Here is a 26,900-nt window from a genome sequence, read left to right on the forward strand (position 1 = left end):
TGGCATCATGGTTCGTTGTACTCAGGCATCACCGGGTCCCTCTCACCCTGGCGGCGTCTCAGTCCGGGTAAAAACCAGACGCATGATTTCCCACGTTTCCGGTTGGAACCCACCAAACATGAACTAGGAGTGACCGCTAAAGTGGCAGTCAAGATTCGTTTGAAGCGTATGGGCAAGATCCGTGAGGCCCACTACCGCGTCGTCGTCGTCGATTCTCGCAAGAAGCGTGACGGCCGCGTCATTGAGGAGATCGGTTACTACAACCCGAACACCGAGCCGTCGGTGATCGACATCAACTCGGAGCGTGCTCGTTACTGGATCTCGGTCGGCGCCCAGCCGTCGGAGCCGGTGCTGGCTCAGCTGAAGATCACGGGTGATTGGCAGGCAGCCAAGGGTCTCGAGGGTGGCTCCACCCTGAAGACCGCCGAGGTTGTGGACATCGCCGCGCAGCGCGAGGAGGCCACCAAGGCCGTCCAGGCCGAGGCCGAGAAGCGCCGCGCCGACAAGGCGAAGGCTCGCGAGGAGGCCGAGGCGGAGGCTGCACAGGCTGAGGCCGAGGCTGACGTGGCTCCGGCAGAGGCTGAGGAAGCGTAATGCTTGCTGACGCCTTGGAACACCTCGTTCGCGGAATCGTGGACAATCCGGACGACGTCGAGGTCACCTCGCGCAACAACCGCCGCGGTGAGCTCCTCGAAGTCCGAGTCAATCCCGAGGACCTCGGGCGTGTGATCGGCCGCAACGGCCGCACGGCCAAGGCGTTGCGCTCCGTGATCGGCGCGCTTGCAACGCAGGGCCCGGTACGCGTTGACGTGATCGAAACCGATCTGTGATAACTTCCGTGAAGGACCCGCCAGGTGTGGCGGGTCCTTTGCTATCCAGGCAAGATTGAAGGAAGAGAAAAAGGGGGAGTCATGCAGTTGACGGTGGCGATCATTGGTGCCGCGAACGGCCTCAAGGGTGACGTGAAGTTGGACGTGCGCACGGACGATCCGGAGCGGCGGCTCGCCGTGGGCACCACGCTGGAGACCGACCCGGCCGACATGGGCCCGGTGACGATCACCGCGCGGCGCGAATACAAGGGCACCCAGTACGTGCGCTTCGCCGAGTACGCCGACCGCACGGGCGCCGAGTCGCTGCGCGGGGTGAAGCTGGTCATCGAGTCGGATGAGGACGAGGCGGAAGAAGATGCCTGGTTCCCGCACGAGCTCAAGGGCCTGGAGGTGCTCGACCCGGAGGGCTACGAGCTCGGCATCGTGGTCGGGCTCGAGCCGATGCCCGCTCAGGACCTGCTGGTGGTGCGCGAGCCGGACGGGATCATCACCCGGGTGCCCTTCGTCAAGGAGATCGTCACCGAGGTGGACCTCGAGGATAACTGCGTGATCATCGACGCCCCTCCCGGGCTCTTCTCGCCCGACGAGCTCGTGATCTCCGAGGAGACCGAGGGGCGGTAGGCGTGCGCTTTGACATCATCTCGGTCTTCCCCGAGTTCTTCTCCGTGCTCGACCTGTCGCTTGTCGGCAAGGCGCGCAGCCGCGGCCTTATCGATATCGCCGCGCACGACTTGCGCACCTGGACCGCCGACGTCCACCGCACCGTGGACGATTCGCCGTTCGGCGGGGGCGCCGGCATGGTGATGAAGCCGGACGTGTGGGGCAAGGCGATCGACGACGTCGTGGGCCCCGGCCGTGCCGTACTTGCGATCCCGACGCCCTCGGGCGCGATGCTCACGCAGCAGGCGTGCTGGGAGCTGGCGGAGGCTGACCAAATCGTCATCGCGTGCGGACGGTACGAGGGGATCGACGCCCGGGTGGCCGAACATTACCGTGCGGCGGGCATGGAGGTGGTCGAGTATTCGCTCGGCGACTACGTACTCAACGGGGGAGAGGTGGCCGCGATTGCGTTGGTCGAGGCCGTCTCGCGGCTCGTGCCGGGGATGGTGGGCAACCCCGAGTCGCTGCGCGAGGAATCGCACGGGGTGGCCGGCCTGCTCGAGTACCCGGTCTACACCCGGCCCACCTCCTTCCGCGGCCTGGACGTGCCCGAGGTCCTCACCTCCGGCGACCACGGGAAGGTGGCTCGCTGGCGGCGCGACCGCGCCCTCGAGCGCACGGCCGCCCGGCGCCCGGACATGATCGCCGTGCTCGACGTGGCTGGCTTGGGCAAGAGGGATCGCGCGACCTTGACCCGGCTCGGCTGGGTGGTCGGGGAGGGCCTGCAGCGCGTAGTCGTGAACGAGGCTGGGCCGGCGGAGGCGGGAGAGGTCGCTGCCCTTGCCGGCCGGCTCTTCCCGCACGCCTGCCCGCCCGGCATGGCCGACGCCGACATCGCGGCCTTCGTGGCCGAAAACCTGAGCTCGGAGCGGTTCGCGAACTACGTCGCCGACCCGCGCTACCTCGTGCTCGTGGCCCGCGTGGGTGGCAAGCTCGCCGGCTACGCGATGGCCTTCTTCCCGGCGAGCGCACAGGACCAGGCCGAGGCGATCGAGGCGGGGGCGCCGGTCGACGTCGTGCTGGAGGACACCCCGCGTGAGGGCGAGCTCGTGTACCTGTCCAAGCTCTACGTCGATACGCCGTGGCGCGGCACGGGCGTGTTCGACATCCTCATGCGCGAGGCCCTGGCCAAGATGGCGCGGCGGGCCGAGGGTGGCGAGCCGTACGTCTGGCTAGGGACGAACACCGCCAACAAACGTGCCATCCGGGCCTACAAGCGGGCCGGCTTCAGGGTTGTGGGCGCGCGCGAATTCGTTGTGGGTGAGCAGATCAACAAGGATGTCACTTTGGCGATCCGGGCGCGTGTGCCACAATTGTAGGGCTTGTATGGGATTCGCGGCCTGCCGCAGGGGGCACGATCCGGCTGCAAGTTCTTTCCGACGAACGGGCGAAAGCCCGGAAAGCACTCTGACCTGCGCGCAGGGTGGTTGAGAAGATAATGATCATTATCGACAAGATTAACGAAGCATCGCTGACCGAGCGCCCCGACTTCCGCGCGGGTGACACGGTCAAGGTCAACGTGAAGGTTGTGGAAGGCCAGCGTCACCGTATCCAGGTCTTCCAGGGCGTTGTCATCGACCGCAAGGGCGGCAACGGCATTGGTGCGACCTTCACGGTCCGCAAGGTGTCCTTCGGTGTTGGCGTGGAGCGTCGCTTCCCGCTGCACTCCCCGAACGTTGACTCAATCGAGGTGGTCAGCCGTGGCCGCGTTCGCCGCGCCAAGCTGTACTACCTGCGCGATCGTCACGGCAAGGCCGCGAAGATCCGCGAGATGCGTGCAGACGCCTAGGGGTGTCGCAAGCTGGAAGCACCCGCGAGGGTGCTTCTTTTTTATCCACAGCCCGAACGCTGTCGGCGAAGTCACGTGGAGACACCCCGGCTCGGCGGCGAACGTGCCCGGCCGGTGACGTAGTGTAGTGGTCAGTAGGAGGAGCGCGATGGAGGAACTTGACCAGGCGGACGCGATGCCGCCGTCGTACCCGCCCGAGCACCGTGCTGAACCGAGTCGGAGCGAGAAGGGCGAAGTGGGCGCCAAGAAGCGCCTGGGATCCACCGTGCTCGAATTTGCCACGATCATCGCGGTAGCTCTCCTCATCTCGGTCATCATCAAGACCTTCTTCGCGCAGGCCTTCGCCATCCCGTCTGAGTCGATGGAGAACACGCTTATTCCGGGGGATCGGATCCTGGTCAACAAGCTGGCGGACTCGGAGGAAGACCTCCACCGGGGTGACGTGGTCGTGTTCGTGGACCCGGGCAACTGGCTGTCCGACTCGGCGAAGCCGCACTATTCTGGGGTGCAGAAGGTGCTCATCAGTGTGGGCGAACTCGTGGGCGTGGTCCCACAGAACGTGGGCGACCATCTGGTCAAGCGCATCATTGGCCTGCCCGGCGATCACGTGGAGTGCTGTCATGACGGCCTCATCACGGTCAACGGCGAGCCGATTACGGAGACGTACATCAAGCCCGGATCCTCGCCGTCGGACACGGAGTTCGACGTGGTGGTTCCTGATGGGCACGTGTGGCTCATGGGCGATAACCGCGACCGCTCGAAGGATTCGCGCTACCACCAGCAAGCCACCGGCTTTGGTTTCGTGCCGATCTCGAACATCGAGGGGCGAGCGTGGCTGACCATGTATCCGCTCGACCGGATGGGTAAGATCCCCTCGGCCAGAGAGGTGTTCGCAGGCGTTGATAGTCCCTGATCGCGAGGTCGAGCTCGCCCTGTTGCGCGAGGTGAGCGAGCGCGGCGGTCGCTACGTGGCGGGGGTTGACGAGGTGGGGCGCGGGGCGCTCGCCGGGCCGGCCACGGTGGGCATCGCGGTCGTCTCCCTGGGTACTCCCGATGACTTCCCCGCGGGACTGCGCGATTCGAAGCTCATGACGCCGATAGCGCGGACCCGCGCAGTGGGCCAGGTCCGTGAGTGGGTGGAAGCCGCGGCGGTGGGGCACGCGGGCGCCGACGTCGTCAACCAGTGGGGGATCATCGGCGCGCTGCGGTATGCCGCCGGGGAGGCGCTCGCCCAGCTGGATCTGCCGATTTCGGCGGTGATCTTGGACGGCACGCACGACTGGTGGTCGCCGTCGGAGTTGCCGATCGGGCCGCAACTTCCGCCCTATCCTGTGCACATGGAGGTCAAGGGCGACGCGCGCTGCGCGGTGGTGGCCGCGGCGAGCGTGCTCGCGAAGGTGGAGCGCGATAAGCTCATGACCCGGCTCGGCGCGCAGTATCCGGGCTACGATTGGGAGCGAAACAAGGGATACTCCTCGCCGGCCCACATCGCGGGCCTGGGAGCGCTGGGCGCGAGCGAGCACCACCGAACGAGTTGGAAACTACCTGGATTGGAGCAGGGACGATGAGCGAACTGGAGAACTACGAAGCGGACGCCGAACTCGCGCTCTACCGCGAGTACCGGGACGTGGCGAGCCTGTTCCAGTTTGTGGTGGAGACCGAGCGGCGCTTCTATTTGGCCAACGACGTCGATGTCAAGGTTCGCGCCTCGGCCGCCGGTGACGTCTTTTTCGAGGTGATGCTCACGGACGCGTGGGTGTGGGACATCTTCCGCCCCTCGAGGTTCATCCGCGGCGCGCGGATCGTAACCTTTAAGGACGTCAACGTGGAGGAGCTGAACAAGCCCGATCTCTCGCGCGGGCTCGACTTCGAATAGCGTTATTTCGCGAAAAAACATTATCCACATTTTCCCTTGCGGGAGCTTTACCCACATTTGGGGCTTTTGCGAAATCAGGCGCCGGCGATTCCTGCTGAAATCGTCCTATGACGAACAATGAATTAGGCGCGTGGGGCGAGAACCTCGCGGCAACATATCTGACGCATCAGGGCTGGACGATCCTCGCCCGCAACTGGCGTACGCGCGGGGGCGAGATCGACATCGTGGGCTTCGACCCGCAACGTAACGCGATCGTGGCGGTTGAGGTCAAGACACGGCGTACTCACCGGGCGGGCACGCCCGCAGAGGCGGTGACCGCGCTCAAGGTCAATCGGATCAAAGGGCTGCTGTTGCAGTGGCTCCTTGACCACCGCTCGTTCGGCACGCAGATTGGCGTGGACGTGGTGACGGTGGATCTGGCCGGCGATAGGCATGAGCTGACCCACCTCAAGGGGGTGGAGTTATGAGCGCGATCGCAGGAACGGTGGGGCGGGCCAACACCCTGTCGGTGGTGGGCGTGCAGGCGGTGCCAATCCTCGTGGAGGCCGTCCAGCTCAACGGGTTGCCGAGCTTCCACATCGTGGGGCTTCCCGACGCGGCGGTCAATGAGGCGCGCGAACGCCTGCGGGCCGGCTTTCACGCCATCGGGATCACGTGGCCCAATCGGCGCCTCACGGTCAACCTATCGCCGGCCGACGTCATGAAATCGGGTACCGGCTTTGACCTGTCGATCGCGGTGGCGATCCTCGGCTCGATCGGGTTCGGTTTCGGGCGCGAGGCGGTTGTCATGGGCGAACTCGGCCTGGACGGCTCGGTGCGGCCGGTGCGCGGGGTCCTGCCCGCCCTGCTCGCGGCTAAGGACGCGCAGGTGGCGATCGTGCCCCAGGCCAACCAGGACGAGGCGATGCTCGTGGACGGGCTGGAGGTCATCGGCGTGCACCACCTGGCCCAGGTGGCCGAGATGTGCGGGGTGCCCGGCGTCGTCGTCCCGCCCCCAACCCAGCTCAGTGCCGAGGTGCTTGACGTGCCGGAGGCGATGGCGGACGTGGCTGACGTATGCGGGCAGGAGGAGGCGATCCTCGCCCTCCAGGTGGCGGCCGCGGGCGGGCATCACATGCTCATGGTCGGCCCGCCCGGGGTGGGTAAGTCGATGCTCGCCCGCCGCATGCCCGGCATCCTCCCGGACCTCAGCCAGGCTGACGCGCTGGAGGTGGCGGCGATCGCCTCCCTCACGGGCGAGCGGGTCACGTCCCTGCCCGTCCATCCGCCTTTCGCCGCGCCCCACCACACGGCCACCACGGTGGCTTTGGTGGGCGGGGGATCGCGGATGCCGCGGCCGGGTGCGATCACAGCCGCGCACCGCGGCGTGCTCTTCATGGACGAGTTTCCCGAGTTTGCCCCGCGAGCGATCCAGTCCCTGCGCCAGCCGCTCGAGGAGGGGTGGATTGACGTGGCGCGGGCGAAGGCGAGCGTGCGCTTCCCGGCACGCTTCCAGCTCATCGCGGCGGCCAACCCCTGCAGGTGCGGGCGCAGGCTCGACCCGGGCTCGGCGTGCACGTGCACTTCGCGCGACATCCGGCTGTATGAGGCCTCGCTAGGCGGCCCGGTGCGCGACCGTATCGACATCCACGTTACCCTGCGTCGCCCGTCGAAGGCAGACCTGCGCCGGGGCGGAAGCGCCTCGAGCGCGCAGCTGAAGAGCGCCGTGGCCGAGGCCCGGGAGCGGCAGGCCTTCCGCCTGGCCGGCCTCGAACTCGAGCGTAACGCCGACGTGCCCGGCTCCTGGCTGCGGCGCAACACCCCGCTCCAGGGCGTGACACTGGCCCGGATCGACAAGGGCCTGGCCTCGGGCCTGCTCTCGCTGCGCGGGTATGACAGGATTTTGCGCCTCGCCTGGTCGATTGCCGACCTCGCCGGGCACGGCAGGCCCACCGACGACGACGTGGCGGCGGCCTTCATGTTGAGCGGAAGGATGGACTCGTGAACGATTTGCAGGCGCGCATCGAATGGTCGCGCATGACCGAGGGAGCTGACCCCATCGCCCATACCCTCATCGAGAACCTCGGCCCGGCCGGGGCACTCGAGGCTATCCGCGACGGGGAGTTTGAGCCGGGCATGCGCGCGCAGATCGAGCGCTGGCGCCACCGGCTTGCCCACCAAGAGCCGTTCCACATGCGGGCGCTGGAGATGACCGGGGTGAGCGTGATCGGGCCGGAGGACTCGCGGTGGCCGAGCCAACTGAACGACCTGGGCGCCGACGCGCCGCTCCTACTGTGGGTCAAGGGTAATCCAACGGCGCTGGAGGCGCGGGCAGTGGCGATCGTCGGCTCACGCGCGGCCACCTCCACCGGCCTGCGCACGGCCCGCGACTTCGCCTTCGAGATCTCCGAGGAGGCCACCGTGGTCTCCGGCGGGGCCTTCGGCATCGATGCCGCCGCCCACCAGGGTGCCCTCATCGCCGGCCGTCCCACCCTTATTGTCAGCGCGGGCGGCGCGGACCGGGTCTACCCCCGCTCCCACGAATCGCTCTTCGCTAAGACCCTGGAGGCGGGCGGCGCGATCGTGTCCGAATCCCCGCTGGGGGCCGCCCCGCAGCGCTTCCGTTTCCTGGCCCGCAACCGCATCATCGCGGCGCTGGGCCAGGCCACCGTAGTGGTCGAGGCGCCCGTGCGCTCCGGTGCTCTGTCAACCGCGCGCCACGCGCTCGCGATCGGCCGGCCGGTCGGCGCTGTCCCCGGCCCAATCGATTCCGTGCAGAGCCAGGGCTGCATCGAGTTGCTTCGCAACGGCGCCACTGCGATCGGCAGTGTGAGCCACCTGCGCGAGCTCATGGGGCCAATCGGGGTCCAAGGGCCACTGGCCGCCGACTTCTTCTCCGGCGGGGTGGACGACGGCTTCGACATGCGCGAGCAGCGCGCCTTCGATGCCGTGCCCCTCGTCCGCGGTAAGGGCGCGGCGTCGATCGCGGCGACAGCGGGCATGGCCCTGCCCGAGACCCTGGCGGCGCTCGGCCGGCTGGTACTTGCCGGGCGTGTGGAAGAGCGCGACGGGCGCTACCGGCGCACTAAGGTGAAGTCATGAGCATCGAGACGATTCTGGACGACTACGTGCGCGAGCTGGGTGTGCGGCGCGGGCTGTCCGAGCACACCGTGGCCGCCTATGCCGCCGAGGCACGCTCCTTCCTCGACTTCCTCGGCACCAGTTCGGACGACGTGGCGGGAGCGTTGCGCTTCGTGGAGCTTGCCGACCTGCGCTCCTGGCTTGCCTCCCTCCAGCAGGAGGGCCACTCGAGGGCCTCGATGGCCCGCCACTCGGCGGCGATCCGTAGCTTCACCCGGTGGCTGTACAAGAACGGGCACATCGACTCCGACGCGGGCCAGCGGCTCACCTCCCCGAAGGCGGAGAACAAGCTACCCCAGGTGCTGAGTCATGCCCAGGCCAAGCGCCTGCTCGATATCGCCGCGGATCGCGCGGCGGAGGACGGCGAGCTCACGGTGCGGGACTGGGCGATGGTCGAGCTGCTCTACGCCTCCGGGATCCGTGTCAGCGAGCTCGTGGGCCTCGACGTGTCCAGCATCCAGCCCGACATGACGCTGCGGGTGGTGGGTAAGGGAGATAAGGAGCGCATCGTCCCCTTCGGTAGGCCCGCCCGCGAGGCGCTGTCGGAATGGCTGGCGCTACGCCCCCAGTTCCTCAAGGGGCCGACGCCAGCGGTGTTCGTGGGCAAGGCAGGACGCAGGATCGACCCGCGCATGGTACGTACGGTCCTCGACCGGCTCACCGACCTTGCGGACCTGCCGCACATCGGGCCTCACGCCCTGCGGCACTCGGCGGCCACCCACCTGCTCGACGGCGGATCGGACCTGCGCAACGTCCAAGAGATCCTCGGCCACTCCTCGCTCGGCACAACCCAGCGCTATACCCATGTGAGCGCCGAGCGCCTGCGCGCCGCCTTCGGCCAGGCCCACCCGCGCGCCTAACAGAAGAGGTGCGTACACGGCGGGCGCACCCGCCCCGGGAGCGCCCGCAATCTACCGCCGCGCCTCAAGTTCGCCTGATGCGCTCACGGCAGGTGGGCGTGCTACTCGACGAGCATGATCGGACCCCATAGAAGCGATAGCGGGTCGAGGTAGTCGCTCGTTGCGCGCTTGGCTCCCCAGTGCAGGCACGAGGAGGGCGCGCAGTGTTCGCCGGTCACGTGCCCGATGAGCTGGCCGCGCGTGACCGTGTCCCCGCGTGTGACTGCAGGGGAGAGGGGCTCATAGGTGGTGCGGATCCCGTCGGCGTGCCCGATCGACACTAGGTCGCGGTCATTGAGCTTGCCTGCGTAGATGACGCGGCCGCTCGCCGCCGCATACACGGGTTGGCCGGCGGCGATCGCCAGGTCCACGCCCCGGTGCCCAGCGTCCCAGTTGTTTGGCCCGGGCGCAAACGGCCGGAGCACCGGCACCTCGGCGCCCGAGGGCCAGGCATACTCGACCGTGGGCGCCGAGCCGGCCAAGCCCACCGAGCCAGCCAAGCTGTCCGCGTCTACCGTGCCGGCCAAACCCACCGAGTCAGCCGAGAGTGCCGAGTTCGCCGAGGGCGCCACACTCTCCGAGAGCTCAGCAGGCGCAGGGCCTGAGGGTAGGGTGAGGGCGGCAACGCCGCCGAGGGAGACGAGAGCGAGTGCAACAAGAAACTTCTTCATGCCACCAGGCTCTCAAAATCGCCGAAAGCCCCACGCCGATAATGTGCCCGATGTGGTCGGGCCACCCGGCAGGGAATCTGTGGAGAAACACGCTCTTCCCAATTCAGGGACTCGTCCCGATTGGGGCGGCCGACGAAACTCGTGAAAATACCGGCTAACGATCGCTACCGCCGCCAGGGCGGCACCAGATTCACGAGTTGTGTCGGAGCGACCGGCAAGCTTGCGCCACGGCGTGGTTGGCGCTACTTGGAGTCCTTGCGTCGGGAAAACTTGCGCAGGTTGGTCACGTGCTCGCGGCGCAGGATGCGCCGCGAATCGGCTAGCAGGTTCATCTGCCGCACGGGCAGGATCCAGTTAAAGCGGCGGGCGGCGAGCCCGAAGATGAGGCACAGGAGGATCGCTAGGCCCATCCCCACCTCGTACATGTCGTGCTGCTGGAAGATCACCATGATCCCGGCGGCGGCGATGGAGATGGTGGCGTAGAGGGGGTTGGAGCCGAAGATAGCGGGGGTCTGGCGCACGAGCGCGTCGCGCATCACGCCGCCGGCGGTGGCGGTGATGACCCCGAGGAAGATCGAGGGGATCGGGGCGAGCCCGGCGGAGATGCCCTTCGCGGCGCCGGTGGCGGACCAGCAGCCAAGAGCGAGGACGTCGGCGAGGGTGAGACCGCGTCGCGCCCACGGCCCATCCAGCGGCACGAGGTAGGCAAAGGCGGAGGCGCCGATCGCGCCGGCGAGGTACCACGGGTCGGTCAGCGCCACGGGGAAGCCCACGCCAAGCAGGGAATCACGGATCATGCCACCGCCGAGCGCGGTCAGGATGCCGAGGGTGAGGTAGCCGATGATGTCGTATTCGAGCTTGCGGGCAAGGGATGCGCCGATGACCCCGTAGGCGATGACGCCCGCGACGTCCACGATACGGAAGAGAACCTCAGGATCCATGCCGCACCTCCCTGCAAGAAATGACCATCCGATTCATTGTGCCCCGCGGGGACGCCAAATGTCAGCCCGGCATGGCCCGGGTGCGATGTAGGCAACGCCACCGCGCGCGCCAAGTTTTAGTGTTGGAGAACTGTGCGGGCCCTGGATAAACTAGGAAGGCTGTCGAAAGACAGACTACGCGTGCTCGCTCGCCGCAAGGCCTTCCGCGCATCGGTCCGATGGAGCGTGGAATGGGGCACCAGGGCCTGCCACAGGGTGTGGTGGGCAAAGAACCGTAAAACCAAGCGCGGCACACCCGCGCTGTGAGAAAGGACGACCATGGCAGTCGTTTCCATGCGCCAGCTGCTTGAAGCCGGCGTCCACTTCGGGCACCAGACCCGTCGCTGGAACCCCAAGATGAAGCGTTTCATCCTCAACGATCGTAACGGCATCTACATCATTGATCTTCGTAAGACGGTTGACGACATCAACCGCACCTACGAGTTCGTCAAGGAGACCGTGGCCCACGGCGGCAACATCCTCTTCGTTGGCACCAAGCGTCAGGCCCAGCGCCCGATCCGCGAGCAGGCGGAGCGCGTGGGTATGCCCTACGTCAACGAGCGTTGGCTGGGCGGCATGCTGACCAACTTCTCCACCGTTAACGCCCGTATCCAGCGCCTCAAGGAGCTGGAGCTCGTTGACTTCGACGACGTGGCCGGCTCTGGTCGCACGAAGAAGGAACTGCTCATGATGCGTCGTGAGAAGGAGAAGCTGGAGCGCACGCTCGGCGGTATCCGCGACATGGGCAAGGTTCCCTCGGCCATCTGGATCGTTGACACGAACAAGGAGCACCTGGCGGTCGCTGAGGCCCACAAGCTCAACATGTCCGTCTGTGCGATCCTCGACACGAACTGTGATCCCGACGACGTCGACTACGGCATCCCGGGGAACGACGACGCGATCCGCTCCATCGATATCCTGACCCGCGTGATCGCCGACGCAGTCGCTGAGGGCCTGGTGGCCCGTGGCGGTGGCGCTAAGGATGAGGACCCCATGCCCGAGTGGGAGCGCGAGCTCCTCGAGGGTGACGAGGCTGAGGCTCCGGCCGAGGCTGAAGCAGCCCCCGCCGAGGCCCCGGCCGCTGAGGCCCCGGCTGAGACCGACAACGCCTAAGGAAGATCAACATGGCAATTACCGTTGCAGATATCAAGGCTCTTCGTGAGAAGACCGGCGCTGGCATGATGGATGTCAAGAAGGCGCTGACCGAGGCTGAGGGCGATACCGCCAAGGCTGAGGAGATCCTTCGCCTCAAGGGCCTGAAGGTCGCCGCCAAGCGTGAGGGCCGCACGGCCTCGAACGGCCTGGTCCTGTCCCACATCGGCACGAACGACGAGGGCCAATTCGGCCTCATCGTCGAGGTCAACGCTGAGACGGACTTCGTGGCGAAGAACGAGAAGTTCATCGCTTTCGCCGAGGGCATCCTCGCCGCCGCCGTCGAGGCTGGTGCCAAGACTACCGATGAGGTCCTGGCCGCCGCTCACCCGGAGGGCACTGTCAAGGACGCCGTGGACAACATGATCGGCATCATCGGCGAGAAGCTGGGCGTGGGTGCGGTTGAGTACCTCGCTGGCGAGCACGTCGAGGCCTACATGCACAAGACGGCTGTTGACCTGCCGGCCCAGGTGGCCGTCATCGTCGCCACCGATGCCGCGGGCAAGGAGATCGCCCACGACGTCGCCGTCCACGTGGCCGCCATGTCCCCGGCCTACCTCGCTGAGGGCGACGTGCCGGAGGAGGAGCTCGAGAACGAGCGCCGCATCGCCACCGAGCTGACGATCGCCGAGGGCAAGCCGGAGCAGGCTGTTCCGAAGATCGTCGAAGGCCGCCTTAAGGGCTACTTCAAGCAGGTCTGCCTGCTTGACCAGCCCTACGCTCGCGATCCGAAGCACTCGGTGGGCGAGGTTGCCAAGGCCGCCGGCGCCACGATCACGGGCTTTAAGCGCGTGCGCGTTGGCCAGGAGTAAGGGCTAGTTCACTGGTGTGGGGTGCGAGGTAATCGCACCCCACACTGGCTTAAGTCGAGTATTTGCTCGCAGATGAAAAGCCGTGCCCCGGGCGCGGCTGCGCGCGACCCGCGCGATAATGAGGGTTTGATGAAGGGGAGAACGACGTTGAGTATTGTTGTGGCCTACAAGTACGCGCCTAATCCGCAAGATGCCAAGGTGCTTGCCGACGGCACGGTTGACTGGACGCGCGCGAAGGCCGCCGTGTCGGAGTCGGATCCGGTGGCGATGGAGATGGGCCGGCGGGTCGCTGATGCCGCGGGCACGCAGCTCGTGGGTATTTCGGTGGGCTCTGCCCAGGTTGCCTCCCCGATGGCGCGCAAGAACGCTATGTCGCGCGGCTTTGACCGCGGGCTGATACTTGCCGACGACGCCGTCTCGGCCTGGTCTGCCACCCAGGTCGGCGCCGCCCTGGCCCAGTTGGTGAGCAAGGTGGGTGACGTCTCGCTGGTGCTCACGGCCGATTCTTCGGTGGATGAGGCGGCTGGAGTCACGCCCGCGCTCATCGCGGGGTACCTTGGCTGGCCGGCGATTCTCGACGTGGCGAAGGTGGAGGTCGACGGCGATGCTTTCGTTCTCACCCAGCGGATCAAGGGCGGCAGCCGCACGCTGCGCCTGACCGGCCCGGCCGTCGTCGCCACCACCTCGGATGCAACCACCCCGGCCGTGCCGTCGATGAAGGACATCCTCGCGGCCGGCAAGAAGCCCGTGGAGGTGCTGACGGCCGCGGGCGTGGAGAGCGCGGGTGCCCCGCTCGAGGTGGTGGGCCGCAAGCGCCCGGACAAGCGCGTGCGCCAGGGCAAGATGTTTGGTACGGCCGCCGAGCTTGTGGCGGCCCTGCGTGAGGACGGGGTGCTGTAAATGACTACCTGGATTGTGACCACCGTTTCTGAGATTTCTACGCTCGTTGAGCTGGCCCAGGGGGAGAAGGTCGGCGTCGTCGTCGGCGATGCCCCGGTGGGCGGGGTGGACCGCGTGATCCGGATCGAGACGGGCGACGCCCCGGCCGAGGCGCTGGCCCCGGCGGTCGTGGCCGCGGTGGACGCGCAGGCGGGCGACCTCATTCTCGTGGTGAACAACCCCGCAGGCCGCTCGTTGGCGGGTGCGCTGTGCGCCGCGAAGGGCGCGCCACTGCTGCGCAACGTGAGCGAGCTGTCGACCACCTCCGCCACGGTCAGCCGCTTCGGCGGCATGGTCGAGGAGACCGTGGAGTTCGCCGGCCCGGCCGTGGTCCTCGTCAGCGAGGGCGAGGCGGTGCCGGGCGAGGTTGCGGGAGAAACCGTGGCTGGCGAGGGCTACACGGTGAGCGTGGCCAGTGAAGACATCCACGAGGGCGCGCAGGTGAACTTGGGCGCGGCCACCCGCATCGTGGGGGTCGGGCGCGGATTCGTGGCCGAGGAGGACCTGGCGCTCGCACGTGAGCTCGCGGACGCGCTGGGCGCCGAGGTCGGGTGCACCCGCCCGCTCGTTGAAGGCCACGGTTGGTTCGAGCGCGATTCGTATCTTGGGGTCTCGGGCCACTCGGTCTCCCCGGACCTTTACATCCCGGTGGGGATCTCCGGCCAGATCCACCACACGGCCGGCATCGGCGGCGCGCAGACGATCGTGGTCATCAACAATGACGAGACGGCCGCGATTTTCGAGCTGGCCGACTACGGGATCGTCGGCAACTTGTACGAGGTGTTGCCGAAGATGATCGAGGCGCTCAAGGCGTAGGGGAGGGGCCGACATGGAGGATTTCGACGTCATCGTTGTGGGCGCGGGGGTGGCCGGAACCGTGGCCGCCACGGCGCTCGCCCGCGAGGGGCGCGAGGTGCTGCTGGTCGAGCGCGGCACCGAGCCGGGGGCCAAGAACCTTTCCGGCGGCGTGTTCTACAGCCGCGTGATGGAGGAGATCTTCCCCGGCTTCGCCCAGGAGGCCCCCGTGGAGCGCGTCATCACGCGCAACACGCTGAGCTTCTTGAACGCCACCTCGGCGGTCAATATTGACTACTGGGACCAGCGCCTTGCCGAGCCCGTCAATGCCGTCAGCGTGCTGCGCGCCCACCTCGACCCGTGGCTTGCGCAGCAGGCCGAGGAGGCCGGCGTCAGCCTTATTAGCGGCGTCAAGGTCGATAGGCTGATGCGCGGCGACACGCATTTTTGCGGCATCGAGGCCGCGGGCGAGGAGATGACGGCGAAGGTGGTCATCGCCGCCGACGGCGTCAACTCCTTCCTCGCCCAGGGCGCCGGCGTGCGTCCGAAGCAGCCCACGAAGAACCTGGGACTCGGCATCAAGTCCGTTATCCAGATCGGCGAGGATGCCGTTCGGGAGCGCTTCAACCTCGTAGGCAACGAAGGCGCCTCCTACGCGATCGTGGGGGATGCCACGATGGGCGTGCCGGGCGGCGGCTTCATGTACACCAACAGGGACTCGGTCTCGATGGGCGTGGTCCTCATGCTCGAGCGGCTGACCGACTCGGGTCTGGCCTCCACCGACATCCATGACCACCTGCTGGCCCACCCGTTCCTTGCGCCCTTCCTCGAGGGCGGGGAGCTGCTCGAGTACGGTTGCCACCTCGTGGCCGAGGGCGGGCAGGCGATGCAGGAGGGGATCGTTCACGATGGCCTGGTCCTCATCGGCGACGCCGCCGGCTTCACCCTCAACACGGGCCTGACCGTGCGCGGCATGGACCTGGCGGCCGGATCGGCGCTGGCCGCCGCGAAGGCGGTCCACGCGGCCATCGAGGCGGGCGATTACTCGCGCCTGGCCCTGCAGTCCTACGTGGATGAATACGAGGCGAGCTTCGTGGGCAAGGACATGCACACCTACCGCCACACCCCCGAATTCCTCGGCAATGATCAGCTGATGTTCGGGCCGGCGGGCGAGCTGCTGGCGGACGTCTTCTACGGCGCCTACCACCACGATCTCAGTCCGCGCCGGCACCTGGCGAAGGTGGCCCTTGACGCGTTCAAGGGCTCGGGGATCCGCGTGGGTGACCTGGTCAAGACCGGCTATCGTGCGCTGCGAGCGCTTTAGGAGGCAGGGATGTCTTTCAATCCGGGCGGCGTGAACGAGCGCCTCGCCAAGAACGTCTACCACACGGGCGAGAGCCACATCGTCATCGACCAGGAGCTTGTGCGTTCCACGGGCACGGCCAAGCGGATCATCGCGGTCTGCCCGGCGCACGTGTATCGCGAGGAGGCCGACGGTACGATCTCGGCCGAGTTCGCCGCGTGCCTGGAGTGCGGGGCGTGCCTCGCAGTCGCCACCCCCGGGGCCCTGAGCTGGGTTTACCCCGAGGGCGGGATGGGGATCGAGTACCGCGAGGGCTGAGCCCCTACGCCTTGATTTCCGCCGTGCCCTTGCGCCAGAAGATGACGGCCAGGGTGAGGGCGATGAGCAGGATGAAGGTCACCAGCGCGTAGGCGATGTAGATCGCGTTGTACCACGCCGTGTCGCCGCTACCAGCGTGCTGGCCCTGGAAGAAGACCGCGGTGATCATTGCGATGCCGATTGCGGTGGCGATGCGCTGACCGGTCTGAACGATGCCGCCGGCGGTGCCGCCGTGCTCGGCGGGCACGTCGAGCATGGACAGGGTCTGGTTGGTCGAGCCGATCGCGCCCTGGCCGAAGCCGAGCACGCTGACGGGGACCATGAGCCACCAGAAGGGCAGGCCCTTCCCGATCGCCCAGATCACGCCCATCATGCCGAGCACACCGATCACCATGAGGGCGAGCGAGATGGCCTGCACGGCCCGGCCCTTGAGGAGGACCCGCTTGCCGGCCCACACTGCCGCATAGGCGGAGACCAACGCGTTGGGTAGCGTGACCAGGCCGACCTCGAGTGCTGAGACGTTAAGCCCGCGCTGGAGGAAGAGGGCCAGGACTACGAAGATCGACGTCATGCCAAGGAACTGGAAGACGGTAATCGCCGTGGCCCAGGAGAACGTGGAGATGCCAAACAGCTCGAGGTTAACCATCGGCTCGCGCCCGATCTTCTTGTAGTACGACTCCCAGGCCACCCAGGCCGCGAGCAGGAGGACACCGGCGGGAAGGAGCGCCCAGGCGAACGCCCAGCCGGTGGACATGAAGGGCAGCATGATGCCGACCACGGCCAGCGCAAGGAGGACCATGCCGAGGAAGTCGAGGTCGATCTTCGGGCGCTCGTAGAAGCGGCCCTCCTCTTCTTGCATCTCGATGTACTCGCTGCGGGCCTCGGCGCGGTGCGGGCCCACGTGGCGGCGCTCCTTGCCGAATGGGAGCCAAAGGAAGGCCAGGATGAGGCCGATGATGCCGATGGGGAAGTTGATGATGAATGACCAGCGCCAGCCGGCCGCTTCGCCCAGGATCCCCACGAGTGCGCCGGACATGAGCGGGCCGGCGGCCACAGACATCGACACGACCAGGCCGAACATGGCGAAGGCCTTCGCGCGGGCTTGGCCCACGAAGTAACGCTGGATGAGGCCCGTGGTCTGGGGTGAGAGGATGCCCGCGCCGGCGCCCTGGAGGACGCGCATGAAGTTGAGCATCGTGGCGTCGGTGGCCAGGCCCACGAGCAGCGAGGACAGGGTGAAGAGCGAAAATCCTGCCACGAAGGCCGAGGAGCGGCCGAACATGTCACCGAGGCGGCCGGCGGGCACCAGGATGATGCCGACGGCGAGCGCGTAGCCCGACAGCACCCACTGGAGCTGGGAGTCGGAGGCGCTCATGGCGTGGCCGATCGAGGTGAGGATGTTGTTGACGGAGGAGACCTGCAACAGGGTCATCATGAGTGGGACGAGGAGAACGAAGAGGAGTTTGTTGCGGTCGTAGACCCGATCTGATCCGGGAACGCGGATGTGACGGGGGTTTGAATTGGGTTGGTTCGGTTGCCTGCTGACGTTTTCTGCCATCGATTCCTCACAAACAAAAAGGGCGCACTAAGCACCTCTGTTTTGATCGTAGTGAGGAAGGTCCCGGGTGGTCAGTTGCGTGGGTCACCGGCGAGGAGTGGTGCGCGACACCGACTACACTGTCTGTCATGGAAAGCGTGCGCATCGATCAGTGGCTGTGGGCCGTGCGGCAAACGAAGACCCGTTCGGCGGCCACCGCCGCGTGCCGGGCCGGCCACGTGCGGGTCAACGACGAGCCGGTCAAGGCGGCCACGAAGGTGAAGGTGGGTGACGTCGTGCGCTACCGCGTGCAGGGCTGGGACCGGATCCTCGAGGTCAAGCAGCTGCTCCTCAAACGCGTGGGCGCGCCCGTGGCCCGGGAAGCCTACACGGACCTGACCCTGCCCCGGCCCAAGGTCTGCGTGCCGATCGCCACGCGCGAGCCCGGCGCCGGGCGGCCCACCAAGCGCGAGCGTCGCGAACTGGACCGGCTGTTTGGGCGGGATTCGAACTACGGGCGAATGCGGTAAACTGGTCATCACCCGACGAAAGGTTCATCCATGTCTGACTCGCAAACGCGACGCCGTGTCCTGCTTAAACTTTCCGGAGAGGTCTTCGGAGGAGGGGAGGTCGGACTCGACACCTCGGTCTTGACGCGAGTGGCGGGGGAGATCGCCGCGGCGGTGAACGACGGGGTGCAGGTCGGCGTCGTTGTCGGTGGCGGAAACTTCTTCCGCGGGGCTGAACTGCAGGAGGCGGGGATGGACCGCGCGCGTGCCGACTACATGGGCATGCTCGGCACGGTCATCAACGCCGTGGCTCTCCAGGACTTTCTTGAAAGCGCAGGCGTTCCCTCCCGCGTGCAGACCGCGATCACGATGGCGCAGGTCGCGGAGGCCTACATCCCGCTGCGAGCGATCCGCCACCTGGAGAAGGGGCGCGTGGTGATCTTCGGGGCCGGCGCCGGCATGCCCTACTTCTCTACCGACACCGTTTCGGCCCAGCGCGCCCTCGAACTGCGTTGCGACGAACTACTCGTGGGCAAGAACGGAGTGGACGGCGTTTACAGCGCGGACCCGCGCACGGATCCGGAGGCCGTCAAGCTCGATTACCTCACCTACGACGACGCGCTTCGCAAGGGCCTGCGTGTGGTTGACGCGGCCGCATTCTCGCTGTGTCAAGATAATGGAATGACAATGCGCGTCTTTGGCATGGTGGAACCTGGAAACGTCACCCGTGCTCTGCGCGGCGAAAATATCGGAACACTCGTAACAAAGAACTGAGGACACCATGATTGAAGATGCACTGCTCGAAGGCGAAGAGATGATGGAGAAGGCTCTGGGCGCCCTGCGTAACGAGTTTTCCAAGATCCGCTCCGGGCGCGCGAACCCCGAACTGTTCACCTCCCTCATCGTCGACTACTATGGCTCGCCCACGCAGATGCAGCAGATCGCCTCGGTGACCGTGCCCGAGGCGCGCACGGTCATCATCACCCCCTACGATCGCACTGCGATGAAGGACATCGAGAAGGCGATTCGCGACGCCGACCTGGGCGTCAACCCCACCGACGACGGGCAGGTGCTGCGCATCAACCTGCCGGCCCTCACCGAGGAGCGCCGCAAGGAGTACGTCAAGCTCGCCCGCACGAAGGCCGAGGAGTCGAAGATTTCGGTGCGCTCCGCGCGTCGTAAGGCCAAGGACGTCCTGGAGAAGATCAAGAAGGACGGCGAGGCCGGAGAGGACGAGGTCGAGCGCGCAGAGAAGGAGCTCGAGGCCCTGACCAAGCGCTTCACCGACCAGGTGGACGCGCTGCTCGAGGGCAAAGAGAAAGACCTCATGGAGATCTGATGCCCTCAGATCAGCCGCAAGCCGCGATTTTCTCGCGGCTTGCTCCGCGTCCACCCAAGCCACCCGAGGAGTCCCATTCTCGGGCCGGCCGCAACCTCAAGGCGGCCATCCCCACTGCGCTCATCCTGCTCGCCCTCGTGGCGGCGTCGATCTTCATCCGCATCGAGGTCTTCGCGGGCCTGGTAGTGGTGGCGCTCGGGATCGCGCAGTGGGAGATGGCGGGCGCCCTGCTCGCGCGCAATTTCAAGATCCCGCTCCTCGTTCTGATCGCGGGCCAGACAGCGATGGCGGTGGGCACCTGGTTCTACGGGATTCAGGCCGCGCTCATCATCTACATGGTGACCTGCGTCCTAGCGTTGCTGGTCAACGGGTATGCGCGCGCCGCGGGCGTGACGGACGCGCTCGCGGGCTGCTTCTCGCTGGGCTGGATCGGGCTCATGGGCAGCTTCGCGGTGGCGATGGCGACGATGCCGCACGGGGCTTGGGTGATTACGGCCTTCATCCTGTTGCCGGTGGCGAACGACACGGGTGGCTGGCTGGCTGGCGTCCTGTTTGGCAAGCACCCGATCTCGCCGTCGATCTCGCCGAAGAAGTCCTGGGAGGGCTTTGCCGGCTCGGTGATCGCCTGCTTCCTCGTGGCTTGGTTCTTCGTGGGGTCCATGGTGGGCCTTTCCTGGCCGTGGGTGGTTCTGTTCGCGCTCGTCACCCCCGTCATGTCCACCGCCGGGGACTTCTCCGAGTCGCTGCTCAAGCGCGACCTCGCGATCAAGGACATGGGCTCGATCTTCCCCGGCCACGGCGGCATGCTTGACCGGATTGACTCCATCCTTTTTTGTGCCCCTGCGTGCTACCTCATGTTTGCCGGTGGCCTGGGGTTGCTATAGTGCAGGCACGATGATGAACGTTCAGCCCAAGCAAGTTAAGCCTCGCGTGGAGAGCGGCGAGCGCCCCACGCTCACCTTCCAGCAAAAGCGGCGCGGCAAGCCTCCGCGTCATCTGGCCGACCTCGATCGCGAGCAGCGCCGCGCCCTCGTGGCCGACATGGGCCTGCCGGCCTTCCGTGCCGACCAGGTTTCGCGTCACTACTTCGACCACCGTACGGCTGCCCCGGCGCAGATGACAGACCTGCCCCAAGGTCAGCGCGAGGAGATCGTGTCCCAGCTCCTGCCGCCCTTGGTGAAGAAGGTCTCCGAGCAGTATGCCGATGGTGGGCGCACCCTCAAGGTTTTGTGGAAGCTGTTTGACGACGCGGTGGTGGAGTCGGTCCTCATGGGCTACCCGGATCGGGCTACGCTGTGTCTGTCCTCCCAGGCCGGTTGCGGCATGGCTTGTCCGTTTTGCGCCACGGGCCAGGCGGGCCTGACCCGCAACCTGTCCACGGCCGAGATCGTGGAGCAGCTGCGCCTCAACATGGCGCTCGCCGAGTCGGGCGCGCTCGGCGAGTCTGTGAAGGTGACGAACGTGGTGTTCATGGGCATGGGTGAGCCGATGGCGAACTACCCGGCCGTGCGGGCGGCGTTGCATCGGATGATCGACCCGTCCCCGGAGGGCTTCGGCATGGCGGCCCGCCACGTGACGGTCTCCACGGTGGGCCTGGTGCCGGCGATCCTCAAGCTGGCCGAGGAGGGGCTACAGGTGACGCTCGCGGTCTCACTCCACGCTCCCGACGACGGCCTGCGCGATGACCTCATTCCGATCAACTCGCGCTACAAGGTGGGTGAGCTGCTGGACGCCGCGCGGCACTATTTCGTGCGCACGGGCCGGCGCGTTTCGATTGAGTATGCCCTCATCAAGGACATGAACGATCATCAGTGGCGGGCGGAGCTGCTGGCGGCTGAGCTCAATGCGCGCGGGCGCGGCTGGGCGCACGTCAACCCCATTCCGCTCAACCCCACGCCGGGAAGCATCTGGACGGCGTCGACGGATCGGGCGACACGCACGTTCGTCCAGACCTTGATCGATGCCGGGATTTCGACAACGATTAGGGACACGCGCGGTTCGGATATCGACGGTGCGTGCGGGCAGCTCGCCGCGGAGGTCGTGGACCGGGACAACGTGGCGCGTCGCGCGAAGCAGGCCCAGGAAGCGGTGGAGGCGCGCCTGGCTGAGCACCGTGCCGAGCCTGTCGATTTGGCTGATCAACTCGCTGTGATGGAACAGGGGAGAAAATGACGGATACATTCAAGCGGGTCGGCGGCCTCAACAACGGCTACAACCCGACCCAGGTCGATGAGTTCCTTGAGCAGGCCAAGCTGGCCTACGCCGGGGACGAGTCGATTGACATTGACGAGGTGGCCGTGCGCGGCGTCGCGTTCGACTGGGTGCGCAAGGGTTACACGCCCGCGCTGGTCGACGCCGCCCTCGATCGCCTCGAGTCGGCGTTCGTTCAGCGTCGCCGGGCCAAGGTCATGGAGGCCGAGGGGGAGGAGGCGTGGCTCGCCGCCACCTACAAGCAGGCCCAGGCCCTCTACCCGCGCTTGCTCCGTCCGGCCGGGGAGCGCTTCGCCGACGCCGATGGGCGTGGTTATAAGAAGGCGGACGTCGATGCGCTGCTCGAGCGCCTGTCAGAGTACTTTGCGGGCAAGGCGGAGCTGACGTCGGCCGAGGTGCGCGGGGCCACCTTCGGCTCGGCCCGCGGTGCCGATGCCTACCGCGAGTCCGTGGTTGACGTCTTCTTGGACCACGCCGTCTCCGTCCTGCTGGCGGTGGAGTGATGCGCGACGTCGTCCTGCTCGGATCCACTGGCTCGATCGGAACCCAGGCCCTCGACGTCATCGCCACCCACCCGGGCCGTTTCCGCGTGCGCGGGCTGGGCGCTGGCGGCGCCAACATTGAGCTGCTCGCCCGCCAGGCGTTTGACCACGACGTCGATCGGGTGGCAATCGCCGCCGACCGCGCCGGCGAATTCGCCGAGGCATGGAAGGCCGTGGCGGGCGACGCGCCCGCGCCGGAGGTGGCGTGCGGCGAGGAGGCGATGGTGGAGCTGGCCGGCTTCCTGTCCGGCACGGCGGAGGATTCGGGCGTGGTGCTCAACGGCATCACCGGCTCGATCGGGCTGCGCCCCACGCTCGCCGCGCTGCGATCGGGCGCCACGCTGGCGCTGGCGAACAAGGAGTCGCTGGTGATCGGCGGCGGGCTGATTAAGGACGCGATGTCGTGGCCGGGCCAGATCGTACCGGTCGATTCGGAGCATTCGGCGCTCGCGCAGGCCCTGCGTTCGGGCCGCCACGAAAAGGGGCTGACCAGCCCGGTGGTGACCGGCAAGAGCGAGGTACGCCGGCTGGTGCTGACCGCCTCGGGCGGCCCGTTCCGCGGCCGCACCCGCGCCGAGCTTGAGGACGTGACGCCCGCGCAGGCGCTCAACCATCCCACGTGGGCGATGGGCCCCGTGGTGACGATCAACTCCTCGACCCTCATCAACAAGGGCCTCGAGCTTATCGAGGCGGCCCTGCTGTTCGACGTGGCACCGGCGGACATTACGGTGGTAGTCCACCCGCAGTCGATTATTCACTCGATGGTGGAGTTCATCGACGGTTCCACGATCGCCCAGGCCTCCCCGCCTGACATGCGCCTGCCGATCGGGCTCGGCCTGTCCTGGCCCGCGCGCCTGGAGGACGTGGCGCGCCCGTGCGCGTGGGATGTGCCGGCCGCCTGGACGTTTGAGCCCTACGACGCCGATGTCTTCCCAGCGATCGACCTGGCCCGTTCCGCCGTGGCGGCCTCCGCCCTCCACCCGGCGGTGCTGAACGCGGCGAACGAGGTGTGCGTGGATGCCTTCCTTGCCTCCCAGATCGGTTACCTCGACATTGTGGACACCGTGGCGGCCGTGCTTGATTCCTTCGATGGGACCGGCGAGGTCTCGCTTGCCGGCGTGCTTGCGGCCGACGCCTGGGCGCGCCGCGCCGCGCGAGAGCGGCTGGGCTGATGGCCGCCCTCGGCATCGCGTTCCTCATTCTTGGCCTGCTGGCCTCGGTGGCGATCCACGAGCTGGGCCACCTGCTGCCCGCCAAGCGCTTTGGGGTCAAGGTCTCGCAGTACTTCATCGGCTTTGGCCCCACCCTGTGGTCGACCACCCGGGGCGGCACCGAGTACGGCATCAAGGCGATCCCGCTCGGTGGCTTCGTGCGGATCGCGGGCATGCTGGCCCCGGCCAGGCCGGGCACCCCCGTGGAGAAGAACGGCCAGATCACGGTGGCCGAGGAGGCGCGCCAGGCCTCGGCCGCCGAACTCGGGCCGGGGGAGGAGCACCAGGCCTTCTGGCGCCTCACCGCGCCGAAGAAGCTCGCCGTCATGTTCGGCGGGCCGTTGACCAACCTGGTGCTCGCCGCCCTCCTCATCGCCGGGGTCGTCTCCGGCATCGGGATCTCCCAGCCGACCACCGCGGTGGGGGCGATCATGCCGTGCGTCGGGCAGGCCGAGGCCGACCAGTGCGAGGGCAAGGAGCCAAGCCCGGCCGCGCTGTCCGGGCTGGAGGTTGGCGACGTCATCGTCGAATGGGGCCGGCGCGAGGTGGCCACGTGGCCCGAGCTCTCCGCCGCGATCGCCCAGGGCGGCACCGGGCAGGTGACGGTCCGGGTGTTGCGTGGGGGCGAGCCGGCCGACGTCGTTATCACACCCGTGCCGGTGGAGCAGACCAAGCAGAACGAAGTGGGCGAGGCCGAGGTGCGGGAGGTGCCGTATGCCGGCATCGCGCCGGCCTTCGAGCGCCAGCGCCAGCCGTTCACGCGCGCGGCGGACGTGACCGCCACCATCGCCGCAGGGACTGCCAAGGTGGTCCTCACCCTGCCCGCCCAGCTGTGGCACATGGCCACGAACCTGGTGACGGGTGGGGAGCGCGACCAGACCGGGGTTGTGGGGATCGTGGGCGTGGCGGACATCGCCGGTAACATCACCTCCTCGAACGCGGTGAACTACACGGCGGCGGACCGGGTGGCGGACCTGACGATGCTGCTGGCGGGGCTCAACATGTCGCTGTTCGTGTTCAATATGATCCCGCTGCTGCCACTGGACGGCGGGCACATCCTCGGCGCGATCCTCGAAGGCACCCGGCGCACGATCGCCAAGGCACGCGGCAAGGCTGATCCCGGGCCGTTCGATACCGCCCGCCTCCTGCCGCTGAGCAACGCCGTGTTCTTCGCGCTGATCGCGATGACGATCCTGCTGATCGTGGCCGATATCGTGAACCCGGTCGTCTAGCGTGCCTTCGGTAGGGAATCTTTGCGGGAAGTGACATAATCGTGTTCGTGAATACACCAGTTTCTCTTGGAATGCCGTCCGTCAAAGAGGCGCCCGCCGTGCTGCGGCGGCGCAAGAAAACCCGCCGGATCAAGGTGGGTGACGTGCTCGTGGGAGGCGACGCGCCCGTGACGGTGCAGTCGATGACCACCACGAAGACCCACGACATCGGCGCCACCCTCCAGCAGATCGCGGAGCTGACGGCCGCCGGATGCGACATCGTGCGCGTGGCCTGCCCCACCGACAAGGACGCCGACGCTCTGAAGATCATTGCTCAGCAGGCCACGATCCCCGTGGTGGCCGACATCCACTTCCAGCCGCGCTACGTGTTCGCCGCGATCGATGCGGGCATGGGCGTGCGCGTGAACCCGGGCAACATCAAGAAGTTTGACGACCGCATCCCGGAGATCGCGGCCGCCGCGAACGCGAACGGCACCGCGATGCGCATCGGCATCAACGCCGGATCGCTCGACCCGCGCCTGCTGAAGAAGTACGGCAAGGCCACCCCGGAGGCCCTCGTGGAGTCCGCAGTCAACGAGGCGCGCCTGTTCGAGGAGGCCGGCTTCCACGACTTCGCGATCTCGGTCAAGCATCACGATCCGGTGACGATGGTCCGCGCCTACGAGCTGCTCTCGGAGGCGGGGGACTGGCCGCTGCACTTGGGCGTGACCGAGGCCGGCCCGCAGTTCCAGGGCACGATCAAGTCGGCCGTGGCTTTCGGCGCCCTGCTCTCCCAGGGGATTGGCGACACGATCCGCGTGTCCCTGTCCGCCCCGCCGGTGGAAGAGGTGAAGGTGGGCGAGGAGATTCTGCGTTCGCTCAACCTGCGCCCGCGCAAGCTCGAGATCGTCTCCTGCCCCTCGTGTGGGCGCGCGCAGGTGGACGTGTATGAGCTGGCCAATAACGTCTCCGAAGGCCTGAAAGACATCACGTTCCCGCTGCGCGTGGCCGTCATGGGCTGCGTGGTCAACGGCCCGGGCGAGGCGCGCGAGGCGGACCTCGGTGTCGCGTCCGGCAACGGCAAAGGCCAGATCTTCGTGCGCGGCAAGGTGGTGGACACGGTGCCGGAGGCGGATATCGTGGAGACCCTCATCGCGCGCGCCCGGATTGTGGCCGAGGAGCTGGGGCTTGCCGAGGATCCGGACTCGCATGTCGAAGTGATCGTCTAGTGCGCTGGTTGCGCAGGCCCGGGCGGCTACGCCGGCTGGGACCGGCCGACCGGCAGGCGGCCATCGACCTCCTCGCCACTGACCCCGTCGCCACCATCCTGGCCCGCGTCCCGATCGAGGAGGGATGGCCGCGTCCCAGCCACGCGCTTGGTCTTTTCGACGACGCCGGTGTACTCACGGCCGTCGCCTGGAACGGCGCGAACCTGGTCCCCTTTGGTTTCGACGACGACGGCCTGGACCTGCTCGCCGGCCATGTCCTGTCCACCCGCCGCATCTTCTCCTCGCTGGTGGGTCCGCGCGAGCAGGTGATGCCCCTGTGGGAGCGGATCGAATCCGGGGTGGGCGTGGCGCGTGAGGTGCGCGAGAGCCAGCTGTCGATGGTATACGCCGGGCGTGAGAGCGTGGCGCCCGATCCCGAGGTGCGCCCGGCGCGCATCGGCGAGGGCGCGATCGTGTTGCCGGCGTCGGTGGCGATGTTCACCGAGGAGGTCGGCTACGATCCCCTCACCTACGGCTCGGGGTATTCGCACCGGGTGCACGGGCTCGTGCGGGCGGGCCACACCTTCGTGCGGCTCGGGCGGGGCACGGATGGGCGCGAGCGCGTGGAGTTCAAGGCCGACATCGGGGCGCTGGCCGGGGGAGTGGCGCAGATCCAGGGCGTGTGGACCGCGCCCGACCTGCGCGGGCAGGGGATTGCCACCGCCGCGATGGTGCAGGTGGCGCGGCTGGTTCAGGCCACGATCGCGCCCACGGTCTCCCTCTACGTCAACGACTACAACCTGCCCGCCGTACGTGTGTACGAGAAGGCGGGATTTAAGACCGTGGGGGAGTACTCGACGATCTTGCTGTGAGACGGGCGGTGCGGGAGCTGCGCGCGGAGAGTCGGGCATTCGGGCGAGAGGTGAGCGACGGCGTCGTGCGCTCGGTACACATGGTGGCCGAATACGGAATTGTCGGCCGGGGCATA

The 26,900-nt window shown here is 67.3% G+C and carries 31 protein-coding genes; 28 read left to right on the forward strand and 3 right to left on the reverse strand.

What is annotated here, in order from left to right:
- The first annotated feature begins 141 nt into the window (after positions 1-141).
- From rpsP to AQZ59_RS00210, 12 genes are all read left to right on the forward strand, one after another.
- The gene (gene rpsP, locus AQZ59_RS00155) at positions 142-594 is read left to right on the forward strand and encodes a 30S ribosomal protein S16 (protein WP_062612008.1); all 453 of its coding nucleotides are present in this window, start codon (positions 142-144) and stop codon (positions 592-594) included.
- A complete protein-coding gene (locus tag AQZ59_RS00160; RefSeq protein ID WP_062612013.1) occupies positions 594-830 on the forward strand; it encodes an RNA-binding protein in 237 nt (78 codons plus the stop codon). The genes rpsP and AQZ59_RS00160 overlap by 1 nt, the downstream gene beginning before the upstream one ends.
- An 81-nt stretch (positions 831-911) precedes the next feature.
- Complete coding sequence (gene rimM, locus AQZ59_RS00165) at positions 912-1,451, forward strand: ribosome maturation factor RimM (RefSeq protein ID WP_062612018.1); 540 nt, start codon at positions 912-914, stop codon at positions 1,449-1,451.
- Positions 1,452-1,453: 2 nt separating this feature from the next.
- Entirely contained in the window at positions 1,454-2,809 is a 1,356-nt protein-coding gene (trmD, locus tag AQZ59_RS00170) for a tRNA (guanosine(37)-N1)-methyltransferase TrmD (protein ID WP_062612019.1), read from the forward strand.
- A 119-nt stretch (positions 2,810-2,928) separates the two neighbouring features.
- The gene (gene rplS, locus AQZ59_RS00175) at positions 2,929-3,279 is read left to right on the forward strand and encodes a 50S ribosomal protein L19 (protein ID WP_062612020.1); all 351 of its coding nucleotides are present in this window, start codon (positions 2,929-2,931) and stop codon (positions 3,277-3,279) included.
- Between the two features lie 148 nt (positions 3,280-3,427).
- Positions 3,428-4,192: a signal peptidase I gene (lepB, locus tag AQZ59_RS00180; protein ID WP_062612023.1), complete on the forward strand. Its 765-nt coding sequence runs from the start codon at positions 3,428-3,430 to the stop codon at positions 4,190-4,192.
- Entirely contained in the window at positions 4,179-4,847 is a 669-nt protein-coding gene (locus tag AQZ59_RS00185) for a ribonuclease HII (protein WP_062612027.1), read from the forward strand. Before lepB ends, AQZ59_RS00185 begins: the two co-directional genes overlap by 14 nt.
- Positions 4,844-5,155 carry a DUF2469 domain-containing protein gene (locus AQZ59_RS00190; protein WP_062612029.1) on the forward strand — a complete coding sequence of 104 codons (312 nt, stop codon included), beginning with the start codon at positions 4,844-4,846 and terminating at the stop codon, positions 5,153-5,155. Before AQZ59_RS00185 ends, AQZ59_RS00190 begins: the two co-directional genes overlap by 4 nt.
- A gap of 107 nt (positions 5,156-5,262) precedes the next feature.
- Positions 5,263-5,622, forward strand: a complete 360-nt coding sequence (locus AQZ59_RS00195; protein ID WP_062612030.1) for a YraN family protein — start codon at positions 5,263-5,265, stop codon at positions 5,620-5,622.
- Positions 5,619-7,139 carry a YifB family Mg chelatase-like AAA ATPase gene (locus tag AQZ59_RS00200; RefSeq protein ID WP_062612032.1) on the forward strand — a complete coding sequence of 507 codons (1,521 nt, stop codon included), beginning with the start codon at positions 5,619-5,621 and terminating at the stop codon, positions 7,137-7,139. The genes AQZ59_RS00195 and AQZ59_RS00200 overlap by 4 nt, the downstream gene beginning before the upstream one ends.
- Entirely contained in the window at positions 7,136-8,236 is a 1,101-nt protein-coding gene (dprA, locus tag AQZ59_RS00205) for a DNA-processing protein DprA (RefSeq protein ID WP_062612034.1), read from the forward strand. Before AQZ59_RS00200 ends, dprA begins: the two co-directional genes overlap by 4 nt.
- Positions 8,233-9,135: a tyrosine recombinase XerC gene (locus AQZ59_RS00210; protein WP_062612037.1), complete on the forward strand. Its 903-nt coding sequence runs from the start codon at positions 8,233-8,235 to the stop codon at positions 9,133-9,135. The genes dprA and AQZ59_RS00210 overlap by 4 nt, the downstream gene beginning before the upstream one ends.
- 101 nt (positions 9,136-9,236) lie before the next feature.
- Here AQZ59_RS00210 and AQZ59_RS00215 read toward each other — a convergent pair whose 3' ends face one another.
- Both AQZ59_RS00215 and AQZ59_RS00220 read right to left on the reverse strand, forming a co-directional pair.
- The gene (locus AQZ59_RS00215) at positions 9,237-9,845 is read right to left on the reverse strand and encodes a M23 family metallopeptidase (protein WP_062612042.1); all 609 of its coding nucleotides are present in this window, start codon (positions 9,843-9,845) and stop codon (positions 9,237-9,239) included.
- 242 nt (positions 9,846-10,087) lie between these two features.
- A complete protein-coding gene (locus AQZ59_RS00220; RefSeq protein WP_062612043.1) occupies positions 10,088-10,786 on the reverse strand; it encodes a trimeric intracellular cation channel family protein in 699 nt (232 codons plus the stop codon).
- 318 nt (positions 10,787-11,104) lie between these two features.
- Between AQZ59_RS00220 and rpsB the strand changes: the two genes are divergently transcribed.
- The 6 genes from rpsB (at position 11,105) to AQZ59_RS00250 (ending at position 16,144) form a co-directional block, all read left to right on the forward strand.
- Positions 11,105-11,938, forward strand: coding sequence for a 30S ribosomal protein S2 (gene rpsB, locus AQZ59_RS00225; RefSeq protein ID WP_062612045.1), 834 nt, complete (start codon positions 11,105-11,107; stop codon positions 11,936-11,938).
- Between the two features lie 11 nt (positions 11,939-11,949).
- Positions 11,950-12,789, forward strand: coding sequence for a translation elongation factor Ts (gene tsf / locus AQZ59_RS00230; protein ID WP_062612047.1), 840 nt, complete (start codon positions 11,950-11,952; stop codon positions 12,787-12,789).
- A 147-nt stretch (positions 12,790-12,936) separates the two neighbouring features.
- Positions 12,937-13,689, forward strand: coding sequence for an electron transfer flavoprotein subunit beta/FixA family protein (locus tag AQZ59_RS00235; protein WP_062612675.1), 753 nt, complete (start codon positions 12,937-12,939; stop codon positions 13,687-13,689).
- On the forward strand, positions 13,690-14,544 hold the full coding sequence (locus AQZ59_RS00240) for an electron transfer flavoprotein subunit alpha/FixB family protein (RefSeq protein ID WP_062612048.1): 855 nt from the start codon (positions 13,690-13,692) through the stop codon (positions 14,542-14,544).
- A 13-nt stretch (positions 14,545-14,557) separates the two neighbouring features.
- Positions 14,558-15,847 (forward strand): FAD-dependent oxidoreductase, encoded by a 1,290-nt coding sequence (locus AQZ59_RS00245; protein ID WP_062612049.1) that lies wholly within the window; start codon positions 14,558-14,560, stop codon positions 15,845-15,847.
- A 9-nt stretch (positions 15,848-15,856) separates the two neighbouring features.
- The gene (locus tag AQZ59_RS00250) at positions 15,857-16,144 is read left to right on the forward strand and encodes a ferredoxin family protein (protein WP_062612050.1); all 288 of its coding nucleotides are present in this window, start codon (positions 15,857-15,859) and stop codon (positions 16,142-16,144) included.
- 4 nt (positions 16,145-16,148) lie between these two features.
- Here the strand turns inward: AQZ59_RS00250 and AQZ59_RS00255 are convergent, their stop codons facing one another.
- The gene (locus tag AQZ59_RS00255; RefSeq protein ID WP_062612053.1) at positions 16,149-17,702 is read right to left on the reverse strand and encodes an MFS transporter; all 1,554 of its coding nucleotides are present in this window, start codon (positions 17,700-17,702) and stop codon (positions 16,149-16,151) included.
- 128 nt (positions 17,703-17,830) lie between these two features.
- On the opposite strand from AQZ59_RS00255, the gene AQZ59_RS00260 reads away from it, so the two are divergent.
- From AQZ59_RS00260 to AQZ59_RS00305, 10 genes are all read left to right on the forward strand, one after another.
- Positions 17,831-18,211, forward strand: coding sequence for an RNA-binding S4 domain-containing protein (locus tag AQZ59_RS00260; RefSeq protein ID WP_062612055.1), 381 nt, complete (start codon positions 17,831-17,833; stop codon positions 18,209-18,211).
- A gap of 30 nt (positions 18,212-18,241) precedes the next feature.
- Positions 18,242-18,964: a UMP kinase gene (gene pyrH, locus AQZ59_RS00265; protein ID WP_062612057.1), complete on the forward strand. Its 723-nt coding sequence runs from the start codon at positions 18,242-18,244 to the stop codon at positions 18,962-18,964.
- A gap of 7 nt (positions 18,965-18,971) precedes the next feature.
- Positions 18,972-19,529 carry a ribosome recycling factor gene (gene frr / locus AQZ59_RS00270; protein ID WP_062612059.1) on the forward strand — a complete coding sequence of 186 codons (558 nt, stop codon included), beginning with the start codon at positions 18,972-18,974 and terminating at the stop codon, positions 19,527-19,529.
- On the forward strand, positions 19,529-20,413 hold the full coding sequence (locus AQZ59_RS00275; RefSeq protein WP_062612061.1) for a phosphatidate cytidylyltransferase: 885 nt from the start codon (positions 19,529-19,531) through the stop codon (positions 20,411-20,413). Before frr ends, AQZ59_RS00275 begins: the two co-directional genes overlap by 1 nt.
- Before the next feature lie 10 nt (positions 20,414-20,423).
- Entirely contained in the window at positions 20,424-21,701 is a 1,278-nt protein-coding gene (gene rlmN / locus AQZ59_RS00280; RefSeq protein WP_062612063.1) for a dual-specificity RNA methyltransferase RlmN, read from the forward strand.
- Positions 21,698-22,243 carry a cell division protein DivIVA gene (locus AQZ59_RS00285; RefSeq protein ID WP_062612065.1) on the forward strand — a complete coding sequence of 182 codons (546 nt, stop codon included), beginning with the start codon at positions 21,698-21,700 and terminating at the stop codon, positions 22,241-22,243. Before rlmN ends, AQZ59_RS00285 begins: the two co-directional genes overlap by 4 nt.
- Positions 22,243-23,454, forward strand: coding sequence for a 1-deoxy-D-xylulose-5-phosphate reductoisomerase (gene dxr, locus AQZ59_RS00290; RefSeq protein ID WP_062612068.1), 1,212 nt, complete (start codon positions 22,243-22,245; stop codon positions 23,452-23,454). Before AQZ59_RS00285 ends, dxr begins: the two co-directional genes overlap by 1 nt.
- The gene (locus AQZ59_RS00295; protein WP_062612070.1) at positions 23,454-24,725 is read left to right on the forward strand and encodes a M50 family metallopeptidase; all 1,272 of its coding nucleotides are present in this window, start codon (positions 23,454-23,456) and stop codon (positions 24,723-24,725) included. Before dxr ends, AQZ59_RS00295 begins: the two co-directional genes overlap by 1 nt.
- A 71-nt stretch (positions 24,726-24,796) precedes the next feature.
- Positions 24,797-25,933, forward strand: coding sequence for a flavodoxin-dependent (E)-4-hydroxy-3-methylbut-2-enyl-diphosphate synthase (gene ispG / locus AQZ59_RS00300; RefSeq protein WP_062612072.1), 1,137 nt, complete (start codon positions 24,797-24,799; stop codon positions 25,931-25,933).
- The gene (locus AQZ59_RS00305; RefSeq protein WP_062612074.1) at positions 25,933-26,784 is read left to right on the forward strand and encodes a GNAT family N-acetyltransferase; all 852 of its coding nucleotides are present in this window, start codon (positions 25,933-25,935) and stop codon (positions 26,782-26,784) included. Before ispG ends, AQZ59_RS00305 begins: the two co-directional genes overlap by 1 nt.
- Positions 26,785-26,900: the final 116 nt, after the last annotated feature.

Origin of the sequence: Trueperella bernardiae (assembly GCF_001469025.1) — a bacterium.
Lineage (GTDB): Bacteria > Actinomycetota > Actinomycetes > Actinomycetales > Actinomycetaceae > Trueperella > Trueperella bernardiae.